Annotated in this window: 12 protein-coding genes; 9 read left to right on the plus strand and 3 right to left on the minus strand. The window is 44.3% G+C overall.

The genetic code is table 11. The features are described 5' to 3' along the window. The first annotated feature begins 5 nt into the window (after positions 1-5). Positions 6-176: a hypothetical protein gene (locus ACT89M_RS02025; RefSeq protein ID WP_487344976.1), complete on the plus strand. Its 171-nt coding sequence runs from the start codon at positions 6-8 to the stop codon at positions 174-176. On the opposite strand, the gene ACT89M_RS02030 is transcribed toward ACT89M_RS02025, so the two are convergent. Further along, positions 154-1,389, minus strand: coding sequence for an MFS transporter (locus tag ACT89M_RS02030; RefSeq protein WP_221790878.1), 1,236 nt, complete (start codon positions 1,387-1,389; stop codon positions 154-156). The two genes, ACT89M_RS02025 and ACT89M_RS02030, sit on opposite strands and share 23 nt — an antisense overlap. 356 nt (positions 1,390-1,745) lie before the next feature. On the opposite strand from ACT89M_RS02030, the gene ACT89M_RS02035 reads away from it, so the two are divergent. Together ACT89M_RS02035 and ACT89M_RS02040 are read left to right on the plus strand one after the other, a co-directional pair. Next, positions 1,746-2,327 (plus strand): TetR/AcrR family transcriptional regulator, encoded by a 582-nt coding sequence (locus ACT89M_RS02035; RefSeq protein ID WP_221790880.1) that lies wholly within the window; start codon positions 1,746-1,748, stop codon positions 2,325-2,327. Between the two features lie 598 nt (positions 2,328-2,925). Beyond that, positions 2,926-4,230 (plus strand): transcriptional regulator, encoded by a 1,305-nt coding sequence (locus tag ACT89M_RS02040; RefSeq protein ID WP_154892029.1) that lies wholly within the window; start codon positions 2,926-2,928, stop codon positions 4,228-4,230. A 369-nt stretch (positions 4,231-4,599) separates the two neighbouring features. On the opposite strand, the gene ACT89M_RS02045 is transcribed toward ACT89M_RS02040, so the two are convergent. Continuing rightward, complete coding sequence (locus ACT89M_RS02045; RefSeq protein ID WP_308723020.1) at positions 4,600-5,481, minus strand: permease prefix domain 1-containing protein; 882 nt, start codon at positions 5,479-5,481, stop codon at positions 4,600-4,602. Next, on the minus strand, positions 5,447-5,815 hold the full coding sequence (locus ACT89M_RS02050; RefSeq protein ID WP_373323270.1) for a PadR family transcriptional regulator: 369 nt from the start codon (positions 5,813-5,815) through the stop codon (positions 5,447-5,449). The genes ACT89M_RS02045 and ACT89M_RS02050 overlap by 35 nt, the downstream gene beginning before the upstream one ends. Before the next feature lie 403 nt (positions 5,816-6,218). Here ACT89M_RS02050 and ACT89M_RS02055 point away from each other — a divergent pair, with 403 nt between their 5' ends. The 6 genes from ACT89M_RS02055 to ACT89M_RS02080 all read left to right on the plus strand — a co-directional run bounded on the left by ACT89M_RS02055 (position 6,219) and on the right by ACT89M_RS02080 (position 12,905). Further along, positions 6,219-6,773 (plus strand): AAA family ATPase, encoded by a 555-nt coding sequence (locus ACT89M_RS02055; protein WP_308723018.1) that lies wholly within the window; start codon positions 6,219-6,221, stop codon positions 6,771-6,773. 358 nt (positions 6,774-7,131) lie between these two features. Next, positions 7,132-7,401 (plus strand): hypothetical protein, encoded by a 270-nt coding sequence (locus ACT89M_RS02060; RefSeq protein WP_308723017.1) that lies wholly within the window; start codon positions 7,132-7,134, stop codon positions 7,399-7,401. 784 nt (positions 7,402-8,185) lie between these two features. Next, positions 8,186-8,371, plus strand: coding sequence for an aspartyl-phosphate phosphatase Spo0E family protein (locus ACT89M_RS02065; RefSeq protein WP_308723016.1), 186 nt, complete (start codon positions 8,186-8,188; stop codon positions 8,369-8,371). Positions 8,372-8,672: 301 nt separating this feature from the next. Continuing rightward, positions 8,673-10,583: a sensor histidine kinase gene (locus ACT89M_RS02070; protein WP_308723015.1), complete on the plus strand. Its 1,911-nt coding sequence runs from the start codon at positions 8,673-8,675 to the stop codon at positions 10,581-10,583. Positions 10,584-10,588: 5 nt separating this feature from the next. Next, on the plus strand, positions 10,589-11,365 hold the full coding sequence (locus ACT89M_RS02075) for a response regulator transcription factor (RefSeq protein WP_154959973.1): 777 nt from the start codon (positions 10,589-10,591) through the stop codon (positions 11,363-11,365). 244 nt (positions 11,366-11,609) lie between these two features. Then, a complete protein-coding gene (locus tag ACT89M_RS02080; RefSeq protein WP_308723014.1) occupies positions 11,610-12,905 on the plus strand; it encodes an ABC transporter substrate-binding protein in 1,296 nt (431 codons plus the stop codon). Positions 12,906-12,963: the final 58 nt, after the last annotated feature.

The following is a 12,963-nucleotide window of genomic DNA, read 5'->3' on the forward strand; positions in this document are numbered from 1 at the left end:
GGGGTATGAAACATAAGGGCTACGAACATAAAAATAAGGGCAGAAGCGATCCTATGGATGGCCTCTGCCCTTATTTTGTACAAGAGAAATTTTTAGATGAATGCTCTGTATATGGTGATGAAGATGCAGGTGCAAGTACAGATAAGATACAGGTTATGTGCCGCTCACGGCTGTAACCTTTTTCTCTGTTAAATAGTATAGCAGCGCGAGCAGGGGCATGATCAGACCAATGAGTGTCGTGAGGCTCCAGCCGCCATGGGCATATGACCAACTTCCAAGTGAAGAACCGATGGCACCACCGATGAAAAAGATCGACATAAACAGGCCGTTCACACGTCCTCTTGCCTCGTTGCCAAGGGAGTAGATGATGCGTTGACCCAGCACCAGGTTACCGGAAACAGCCATATCCAGCGTAATGGCAACCACGACCAGCAGGATCAAGGCTGGTGTAGAATGACTCTGGAACAGATAGGCCAGACCAAAGGAGGCTGCGGCAATAACCATAGCGGCTCCGGTGAGCACCCTTGTAAAACCGCGGTCTGCCCATCTTCCGGCGATCGGAGCGGCAATGGCGCCGCCTACCCCGGCGAGAGCAAACCAGGCGATGCCTTGCTGCGACAAGCCAAAATCGGTTGCCAGTCGAAGAGGCACCGTCGTCCAGAATAGGCTGAATGCGCCGAACAAGCTGGCCTGATAGAACGCGCGCCGCCGCAACATCGGCAGGGTGCGAAGCAATGTGCCGAGGGAGAGAATCAATTGTCCATAAGTCAGGTTTGGATCAGGCCGACGGGCCGGAAGTGCCCGTGACAGTAACAGCATGAGCAACGCGATCACCACGGCCGAGAATGCAAAGACCGCCTGCCAGCCGAACACGCTGGTGATAAAGCTGGCGACAGGGCGTGCGAGCATTATGCCGAGTAGCAGACCGCTCATCACATTGCCGACCACCTGCCCGCGCTGCTCTTCCGAAGTCAGATAAGTCGCATACGGCACCAGAATTTGTGCAACGACAGAACCGATGCCAATGAGCAGTGAAGCCGTCAGGAAGAGGAAAGCACTGGTGGAGAAGGTGGCTGTAATCAGCGCTAGTACAAGTACAATAAGAAACAGAACCATTAAACGGCGATTCTCGATAATGTCGCTGAGCGGCACGATGAACAGCAGTCCAATGACATAACCAATTTGTGTCAGTGTTACGATTAATCCGGCTGCGGCAGACGAGAGACCTGTAGTGCTGCTGATTGGCCCAAGAACGGTCTGAGCATAATACAGGTTAGCTACGATCAGACCGCAGGAAGCAGCGAGCAGGAAAATAATCCAGGCAGGCACGGTAGTCTGATTCTGGTTGGTACTTTGTTTCTGTTTGGAATGAGGATATTTGGTATCCATAAGATCAACCTCCAATAAAAGTGTATGATGGTCATTCAATTGCCATTTTCACTTAAAACGATGTGTGATTTTAATTAATGAACGTTTCGTTTACTAATTACATCTAAATAATATACGATACGTTTAGTATTGTAAATAGGCAGTTACAGAACAAAGTGATTTTACATAAAGATGACGGAAACACAATAACATTGCTGGGAGCTTAAAAATGTATATCGACGCTGTATTTTAGTATAATGAACGTATCGTATTTTTTATTGAGGATAACAGCGATTCAACGGTTATTCTGTTATTGAATTGGTTGTGTAAATACTTTGGTTGAGCTTATATAGATGATTGCAATGGAGGGGTCAGCAATGACTGCAAAAAGAGGACGTCCCCGCAACATGGAGACCCAGAATGCCATTCTTGCCGCGGCGTATGAACTGCTACTGGAGGATGGGTTTGCAGCGGTGACGATTGAAAAGATTGCCGAACGTGCACAGGTCAGCAAAGCCACCATCTACAAATGGTGGCCAAGTAAAGGTGCTGTTATGCTGGACGGGTACATGTCGGCGTTAACGGCCAGGTTGCCTGTGCCGGATACGGGGTCTGTATATGAGGATGTGCGTGCTCATGCAGGGAACCTGGTTCAATTTTTGACAAGTGCCGAAGGGAAAGTCATTACACAGATCATCGGAGAAGGGCAGTCTGATCCCGCCCTTGCGGAAGAATACCGTAGCAGATATATTCAGCCGCGCCGCCGTGAAGCATGGGGCATTCTGGAGAAAGGCGTGGAACGTGGCGAATTGAAGCAGGGACTGGACATTGGGCTGTATATCGACATGATCTACGGGCCTGTATTTTACCGGATGCTGGTCACGGGCGAGCCGATGGATGATACGTTTGTGGAGTTGCTGCTAGGCACGGTATTCAAAGGCATCGGGTCTGAGGCATAGCAATAAGTGATAGCAGCATGTGATAGTGAAGGAAGAGAAGAAGAGAAGAAAAGGAAAAGGGAAAGGGCAATTCGGAGAAAGACCGAATTACCCGGGGATACGGTTACTGCGTAGCCAAACGAAGTCTATACCTGGAAGATCGGGGAGATGGCAGAGGGCCATGTGTCCGTTGGTTTGGGGACGAAGGGAGTTTCGTGCTTGTTTAATATTGGGGGATCATTCCACACTGAACTTGGCAGTTCGTGTCTGTCCGTGTTGTATAATCCTATGGAAATAGTAGGATATTGAAGTTGGAATAACTGTATCATGTTCCTGTCCATTCTTCTAATGGATTTTTTCTATAAGCAATTCGAGGCGAAGGCAAGCTGGAGATGTAGAAGTTCTTGTGCTTGCATAAAAATGTAAATTTATTGCCACGATTGTTATTGACCACTGTAAAATTTAGGATTAAAATTGGTCTAATCATATAAATTCAAATTTCTGGATTTTAATTGTGGAGGTGGGATACATGGAACCTGCAACTACGATACGCTCAACGATTGAGGATTACATCAGGAAACAGGGATATACCCTTCAATATTTTGCAGATATATCGGGAGTGAACGCTGGAACGCTTAGCGCCATTATTAAGGGAACACGCCCCATCGCCATGGCGCAGCTTGATCTGATTACCCAGGGCATGAATCTGGAGGAAGGCTATTTCTACGAGACGTATGGTGGGGAGTGCTTCGTAGAGTCGGCTCCACACTGGCGAAGGCTTGAGCCCTTCCTGCAACGCTGTGCGGAATTGGACAAGCTGGACTGCATCCAGCGGGTGATTCAACAAGTAACGGATGATCGTTCCTATATCTCGGAACTGTTCGAGATGGCCGAAGGTATGCTGGAGCGCGGTCAGCAACAAGCTGCCCGTATGTTATATGAATGTGTAGCCGAGTGCGAGAAATACCAGCATTCCGAGCGCCTGGCCCTCTGCCAGTATCGCATCTTCACCCTCTCGCTCGGTCAGAATCAGCATGACAATCTCCGTGCAGCGGTACACTTCGAGCCGTATATTAATCGTTTGGATGAGGAGAGGCAGCTGGATGCGATCAAGGATTTGGCGAATACGTATCTGGCTTTAAGGTATTGGGACAAATCATTTTCACTTGCTGATGATCTGGGACGGAAAGCGGAAATTATCCAATCCTATACTAAGAAAAAAATTAGTAAAGAGAACAGGGTCACAGCTTACCCTTTATTTGTGTACCAGGCATATTCAAACTTGCTTAAAGCCACTGCATGTGAGTGGCAAGGTGAGTATACTGAGGCACTGTTATATACAAGAAAAAATGCTGATTTAACTAGTGTGTTGAATTCTAGTGACGAAGATAATGTTTATATCGATATGTTTAATAGATGGACTGAGGCCAACACATATTTATATAATCTGATGATGGGGAAGAAAGAGATTCTTCCGGTATATTTAGCTTGGGTTGAACAAAATGAAGGAGAAACTCTTACTGCTCTTGTTAAAATTATTGAAGCGGCAAATAAATTTGAAATGGATATAGATTATATTTTACTGAAATTTGAAAACTCTTTTAATTTAATGCTGAGCGATAAAAACTTAACTGAAGGGTACAATGAGCAAATAAAGAATGATCAATACTCTAAACTTTTATTTGAACTCGCAATGTATCTTTTTAACAGAGGGCGGTACGCAGAAGGAATGGAAAAGCTGGTCACTTGTCTGAATTCAGCTATTAGAATTAATAATTCTAATGACATAATACAATGTGTTGCTCTCTTTGAGAGGTACAGGTCTTTTGCATCTAAAGAAGTGGAAAATAGCTATCGCAATCTAATGGAGGAGGTTCACGGCTATTATGAAAATAAAAAAAATCATGGCTATACTCTTGTTTAGTGTTGTGATTATTAGCATCTTTCCTATAAGTCAGTTTGATGTGAAAGAACAGATTTATGTACTATTAGGTCATGGTGCTGGAGGATTGTAACATAAGGTATAGGGGAGTATCTATGGATACTTTATTGGTTTATTTCCGAATGAGGAAGTAAACCTTTTTATGTTTTCATAGCTTAACCGATGCAAAATAATAGATTTTAATATAATTTACATAAAAGTGGTCTGAGTGATGGAGTTGTGATAATGAAATTGGTACCTACCATAAGAGTATTTCGAATAGTATGAAATCGATATATACATGGAAAATAAGCCAGCTCTCATAATTACAAGCGACCTATTTTTTAATTAAACATTATATATCATTCCAACTCATCCAGCCTGAAGCTTAGATTTAAAGATCAGCTTCTTCAATGAACTTAAAGTGAAAAACAATACAAGACACATACCTAATTTTACACCGATATCTGAGAGACGTTGAATATTACCAGCGGCAAAAACGTTGTATCCATTGGTGACAGCTGAACTAAAATGATCCCCAAAGAATAGATAATATGATCCGAAAATGACCATATGAGAAACTGTATACAAGATAGAGAAGGCGAAGGGCATCAAAGAGATGTAGATATTTTTGCTGATAACAAACAAAATGAGTGTTTGAACAGCTAGGATCAGACCACCAATAAGCATGAAGCTATTGCGCCCTGAAAAATCATAAGCGCCGCTGAAAAATAAATTCTCAAAAAGCGTAAATGAATCGAGGCCACCAAACATATTTTTGAAAAGACCCAGATATGCCTGCAAGTATCCTAATCCAAATAAAATGGGAACCGACAGTAGGCACCAACGATCAGTGTTTTTGCGAGTCAGCAACAGAGCACTGCTCAAGGCACATATTGTAATGAAGGCTACAGGGAGAAGTTCGATCACTCTGTTATGAACATCATAATAATGAAGAACTACTCCTGCGAACAGGGAGCTAAAATACAGGATTAAGCTCATGATTATAAACTGTAGGATCAGTTTACTTGATAGACCATAAGTCTCTTGAGTCAATTTAGTTTTTATGCTGATCGGATCGCCAAAAGACGCTATAGCTTTGGTGGTGGCTTGTTCTTCAGTGCATCCCTCATTGATATGATGCTCCTTGGAGGAGTGTAAATGAGTAGCCATTTCTTCGGCTAAATCGCTACGTTCTCGTTTAGATAAGAATGATTTCTTAAAAACTTGGTCTAAATAGGATTGAATGTCCATTCGCCGTTCCTCCTAAGAAAATATTAATGATATGTGTATTTTGTTCCCATGAGGTTTTGATCGATTCAAGTCGAAGTTGGCCATCATCTGTTATCCTGTAATATTTTCGTCTAGGGCCACCTTCTTGATCACCCCAGTAGCCCTCAATGTAAGAATTGGCTTCCAGCCTCTTTAATGCAGGATACAGCGTACCTTCCTTCAGCAGAAATGCTCCATCGGTGACTTGATTGATATATTGAGATATCTCATACCCGTATGCATCCCTTTGACTCAGAATGGAGAGCACAATACCATCGATATATCCTTTGATCATTTCATTCTTCAACTGATACACCACCTACTATGTAATTCTATGTAGTTAAATTAACATATATTTGAAGATGGTTCAAGAAGATAGAGCAATCTTTGGGCTCTATATTGTATGAATTCATCCTTTTGATAGAAGTTGACTATATCTAATAACATTTCTTATAGAATACTATAAAATATTTAGAAAAATATTATATAATTGGAATATATTTATCTGCGTTAACTTTCAATACAGCATGTAACAATGGATCAATTGGAGGTTGATTTTTGAAGATAACTCGTGAATACTTCCGTCTGTTTACTAAAATGATGTTAAGCAACAAAGTGGCATTCGTATGGTATCTGTTATTTCCCCTTATTGCGTTTTTCATTTTTAACTATCAGTGGTTTACCCAGGAGCCTGAGATCACTTTGATCTGATCGCAAATGTGATAAAACGCCCGCCAGAAATACAAGGTATTCCTGATGAGAAGGAGATCATCTACCAGCTGCAGGGTTTGTTATTTCCTCTAACCTTAAAGGCTAAGGATCTTTTTCGTTTTTTTCTGTATTCTGACCACTCCAACCGTATTGAAGTGAATAATGAACCTTATGTAGATGAAGCTATGAGTCCAGCTGAGGTTGATTTGGTACAGCGTGTATGGCATATGGAGTTTGGGCAACTATCTGTTGGGGAGAGGCGCTATCTGTGTATTTTGGCTATCACATTAATGAAGAGGAAATTGTACATCTTTGACGAGCCACTAGCGGGAATCGATCCTGAGATGCGTTATCATATTCTAAAAAGGATCGAAAAGCTTGCACTCCATAATGAGTGCACTGTACTGGTCTCGAACCATCACTTGCAGGATATTGCAAATATCCAGTGTGTTCTGCATTTTATTCATCAAGGTAAAATAACCTTTAGTGGGTCATATGAGACATTTATTGAAATGGGAGATGGAGTGAATCCTGACTTAGCGTTTTTGGAGCAGGTGAAGTAGGGAGAAGTGTTGCATTTTCAAAAAACGCAGTTACTCATTTTTAATTTTAACCGAGGACGGAGAGGGGAAAAGCTATTTTTTATTTTCACATCCTAGAAAAGGAAGAATGTAATGCTCTTTCTAAAGAATTATTTTTACAATATTATGCAAAGCATAATATGTTATAAAAAGCACTTGTAGTCATTAGCAAAATATATAGCTTACTCATATTAGTGGTACTTATGAATGTGAAGAACCAACGGGGTTATATTTTTACTGGCGAGATACTATTGGTTAATGACTAGACTTGATTTCACAATTTTGGTAATTTAATAACGCATACAATAGCGATACTATATTACTAAAGGAGAATTTAAATTTGAAAAGTAAAATGAATTTCTTAGTTCCCCTTATCTGTTCTATTATATTATTTGTTATTGGATTTCAGTTTATTGCTCAAAGTACTGATTGGGGTATGGACAAAGCTATGTTGGTTTTGGCAGAATACCAAAATGTAAAGTCTGATACCTCTGATATCTTTGGTAGTTTTATAAACTCAGAGATTTGGTCGTATAAAATTGAAGGAATATTATTGATATTTTTAGGGATGTTAATGTTGTATTTAGCAAATTCATTACGAAATAAATAAGGCAGGGGCTGTCCCATAAGTCATAAAATTGGCTAGGGACAGCCCTGTTTTCTAAATTGTAGCAACAAAAAAATGGGTCTGGCAAAACGACTTGATCTGATCGCAAATGTGGTTAAACGTCCGTCAGAAATACAAGGTATTCCTGATGAGAAGGAGATCATCTACCAGCTTTGCCACTTGCCCTTACTCAAAATTGTACGACAATAATTACCAGTAAAGAGTTAACTTGTGCAACAAACTGTGCTAAATTGAAGATAATAAAAAAGAGCAAGGATGCGCTAACATCCCTACTTTTTACAACAGCCGCTTCTAAGGGTGGTGGCTGTGCATAGGTAGCTGAAATAGATCATTACCTTAGCGGGGGCGGTCTATTTCTTTTTGTTTTGATTATTTAAGCAATTAACACCGAATCGCCACAGCCATCACCCTTGCAGCGATTAGAAAAAAACGATTGATATGACAGGGATTGCATTCGACACCAATGGGTTTTATTCATCAAGGTAAAAACACCTTTAGCGGATCATATGACACATTTATTAAAATGGGTGATGGGGTGAATCCTGACTTGGCGTTTCTGTGAAATGTGGATGGATCACGATATGTGGATAAAACATAAGACCGCGTATCCATATGTTGTATGTATTTTTGATTAATGGACATATTTTAAAATACTTAAGTTATGAAACTAAATCTTTGCAAACAATCATTAGATTTTGCAAAGGAATAAAATATGAATTTTTTGGCAATGTATCCTAAAATGATGTAAAACGAGGGGGTGCATGTTATGAGTGAACCGATGCAAATCAAGGATCGAATCGAACGGGATAGGCAGAAGTTACGTCGGTTGGCGGAGAATCATGGCATGCAGGATAACAAAGTCCTCGAGCAGTCCATGGTGTTGGATGAGCTAATCAACGAATATTATCGTTTCCAATATAAACATATGATGAAGAGACAACCGATTGCTTAATGCAGTCGGTTTTTTGATGTAACCCAAAAGAAGCCGACTGCAAAATTGCATTCGGCTTTTAATGTTTTCCGAAAGATAAATCACGCTTCCCTAACTTACTCCCATAACAGCCTTCCATCCAATTCCTCTTTAAATTCCGTACTAAATCCATAGCTTACAGGATCGTCGCGACATCTCTAAACTGGATATGATGACCTCAATTCACCCGGAATGGATGCATCTGTTGGTTCCAACGGATTGAACCATTTCATCGAACAACAGCGAGGGCTCATACAATGAAACGAAGGAGGGGGACAAGTGAATGGCAGAAAGGACGTTGAACTTTGTTAGTTCTATTCGAGATTTCATAGGTTTCAGCTCAATCCGAAAAAGCATAAACCTGCGCTCCAAGCTGCTAGTGCTTTTTCTGGCATTGACGCTCTTGCCGCTTAGCTTGCAGGGGGTGATGAGCTACGCTCATTTTTCGCAGACGCTGGATCGCAAGACGGAGCAATTCACCATTGATATGGTGAGGCAGATCAACACCAATCTGAACCGAATGCTCAAGGATTTTGAGCGGTTGTCGCTCTTGCCGCTTTATGACGAGACCGTTCTTAGAATCCTGCGGAAGTACGATGGGGCGATGGGTGCAGGGACGTGGGCGAAGTCGGATGATTATCAGAAAATGAAGCTGTATACGTCCGCTCAAGCCTATGATCGGCCAGAGATTCGAGGCATTCATCTGATCAGCAACAGCGGCATCCTGTTCTCCAATCTGGACTCCCTTGCGGTCAAACCCGTCTGGGACGGCAACCAAGAGAAATGGTTTGCCGAACTGAGGGGCACCGAAGGCATATGGCACTTGCTTCCTCCGCATATTCCCGGCTACTACGTAAGAGGTCAGGAAGCGGAATACATCAGCGTGGGCAGAGAGCTGCGTGATCCGGGAACGCTACAGCGGCTGGGGTACATTTTGATCGATATCCGGCTGGAGGCATTTGGACAGCTATTATCCAACCTGAATTTTGAGCAAAAGGCAAGTCTGATGATCGTGGACAGCCAGCAACGTCTTATTTTTGAAAAAACGTCAACAGACGGCTTATCCGCTTATGCTCCTTTGTTATCTCATGGAAAGCATCAGGATTATGCAGACAATCAGAAGATAGAGCTGGAGGGAAGATCTTATCTCCATGTAAAGCATCATTCAGGATATTCAGGGTTGTCCGTGATCAGTCTGACGCCAATTACGGTCATTCAAAAGGAGTCTGGGGAGATGCTGACCTTTACGATGGGACTTGCTCTTCTCTGTATGGCGGCTGTAGCGATCCTCGCCGTACTCGTATCGTATAGGGTCACACGTCCGCTTATCCGTCTGAAACATCATATGATTCGTGTGGAACAGGGGGATTTCAGTCAGCGGGTTACTCAGTACAGCAGTGATGAACTGGGGCAGATCAGCAGGGGATTTAACCGGATGATGGAGGAGATCCACCGTCTGTTCCATGAGGTGTATATGCTCGAAATTCAGGAACGGGAGGCTGAATTGTCGGCGCTACAGAGCCAGATGAACCCTCATTTTATATACAACACACTGGAGTCGATCAACATGATGGCTGTCCGCCAGAGGCATGCCGAAGTATCTGCCATGGTGACAGCGCTTGGCAGGTTACTTCGATACACCATTGATAAGGCAGATCGCATGGTGACGCTGCGGGAAGAGCTGGCGTTTGTCGATTCTTATGTACGAATTCAGCAAGTGCGTTACAACGGTGAACTGGAGATTATTTATGACATGGAGGAAGAGGTTAACGACTGTCTTGTTCCCAAGCTGATCCTGCAACCGCTGGTGGAAAATGCAATCTGCCATGGGATCGAAGGACGGCTAGCAGGCGGCAGCACGGGTGGTAATAATGGCGGCATGATCTGGGTATCTGCCGTTTTATTCGATCAGGAACTGCTCATCAGTGTTCGGGACAATGGCAAAGGGATGGAACAGGAGGAGCTGGATCGGTTAAATGCTTCTGTCTCTGGGCAGACCGTTTCTGGACAAAACGTGTACCCAACCGCTAATCCCATTCTGCATCGTCATGCCGGGGAAAGTCTGGGGTTGCACAATATCGCTCAAAGGCTGCATCTGGTGTATGGAAAAGACAGCGGACTAACGGTTGATGGCAGCCCCGGACAAGGGCTGGTTGTGACTTTATCCATTCACCTTCAACGGAAAGGGGATTGATACGCATGTATAAAGTACTGCTTGTGGAGGATGAAACGGTGATTCGTCAGGGGTTACGAGAGTTGATTGTACAGGCATCCCCTCAGTTTCAGGTGGTGGGGGAAGCGGCAAGCGGAGCCGAGGCATTGGAGGTACTGCGCTGTGAAGTGCCGGATGTACTAATCACGGATATCCGTATGCGCGAGATGGATGGATTGACGCTGGTTTCATTAGCGAGAGAGATGTACCCTGATCTGCTGATGCTTATCATCAGCGGGTACGGGGAGTTCGAATATGCACGCAGGGCGATGGAACACGGGGTATTAAGTTATCTTTTGAAGCCAATCGAACGTCATGAACTGGTGAAATGTCTGCAAAAAATACAATCGCTGCTGGACCGTAGGTATGGTCTCTCCACACTTCCCATCCCCGAAACCTCTGGCGCAGCCAACCCGGAACACGGGGAACCTCGCAAAATTATTCGTAGCGTGAAAGAGCATATCCACCAGCATCCCGATGGTGATCTGCGGCTCCAGACGGTTGCTTCACTGGTCAATCTGAACCCGACGTATCTGAGCCAATTATTCAAAACCGAGACGGGCATCAACTATTCGGAATATATCGCGGAGGCTCGAATGGAACGTGCCAAGTGGCTGCTGGCCAACACCGGACTCAAAATCTATGACGTTGCCCGGTTATCTGGATATCAGAGTCCGAAACATTTTATGTTGGTTTTTAAACAGCAGATGGGGTGTACGGCAGGGGAGTACCGTGACGGATATGGTGTACAGCGTGGGGAGTAGTAAGAAACAGAGAGTAAAGGCAAGGGATTAGCACTAGTACAATGCCTCTTGGTTTAGAAGAGTTTGGACGAGCGAAGTATAGAGAGCATTTAGGCGAGTACTGTATGAGGGCAGGGACAGAGCCACGAGTAAATCTCTTTAAAAAACGTACCATTTCTGCAACTGACGTGATTTAGGAGCAAGCAGCGCTTTCGATATACTGGGGTGGCACAGGAATACCATAACGTCCATAAGGGGGATTTCCATGAAAAAGGCAGGACTGATGCTGATTCTCGCGCTTATGATCACAGCTCTAATCGGGTGTACTAGCACCAATACGGGCGGGGGTTCTAACGCCTCTGGTGGAGAGAACGACAAGGTAGAGCTGAAGTTCATGATGTGGGGCAATCAGGCACACATTGATGTGTACAACAAGCTGATCGATGGCTTTACCAAAGAGAATCCGGGCATTAAGGTAACGATGGAATCGGTACCCTTTGCCGACTATCAGCAGAAAATATCGGTGCTTGCCGCTGGCGGATCGCTTCCTGATCTGGCCTGGGTATCGGAACGCATGATACCACAATTCAAGTCCAATCACATCCTGGCCGACGTGTCGGCGTTCAAGGATGATGCACAATTCAAGCTGGACGATTACATTCCCAGCACGCTGGATCTCTTCCGTGAGGGAGATCAACTGTTAGGCTTGCCGTTTTCCACACCGCCTGTGGTGATGTTTTATAATCAGACGCTGTTTGACAAGGCTGGGCTGACCGATCCGAATACGCTGGCTGCCAAAGGCGAGTGGACGTGGGAGCAGTTCGAGGCTTCTGCCAAAGCGATAACCAGCAAGGATGCGGCGAATCGCATCTATGGGGCTAACTTTTTTCGGGACTGGAAGACCTGGGCCGTGCTTTCTTCATACTCCTGGTCTAACGGAAGCGGGCCGTTCAACGAAGATATGACAGCGTTTACCTGGAATGACCAGTACGGTGTGCAGACCTTCGCGATGCTGGAACGCATGATGTTTACCGACGAATCTCACCCGAAAGCGGGCGAACAGGTGAGCTTTGATGCAGGCAATGTGGGCATGTTCTTCGATAACTACAGCTATGTGTCCAAAGCGAGGGAGATCAAGGATTTTGAATGGAGCATTGCCCCTATGCCGTCCGGTTCACAGGGCAGCGTACCGATGCTGGGGCAGGCGGGCTATGCCATGTTCAAGGATAGTAAGCACCCGGAGGAGACGAAGAAATTGCTGAAGTATTTTGCCAGTGAACAGGGAACGCAAGCAACCGCGACGTACTTTGTGCCTGCGCGTACTTCGGTGCTGAACTCCGATGCTTTCATCCAGCAGCCGAACAACCCGAGCAAAGAGCATATCGTGCAGGCGGTCATTGATGAAATGCCGAAAGCTCGTCTGATTCCTGGACATATCCGCTGGCAGGATATTGATAACGCGGTACTGCAAGGTTTTGACCGATTATTCGCCCGTACAGCCTCGCCAGAGGAAAATTTGAAACAAATGCAGACGGAAGTGCAGCGCATATTGCAGCCCTGAAGAGTTGGAGAGTGAAGGAGTGCGGGAGATGAAGCGTAAATAAGATAGAGCGTAGGGA

It is taken from the genome of Paenibacillus sp. NN59 (genome assembly GCF_057597225.1).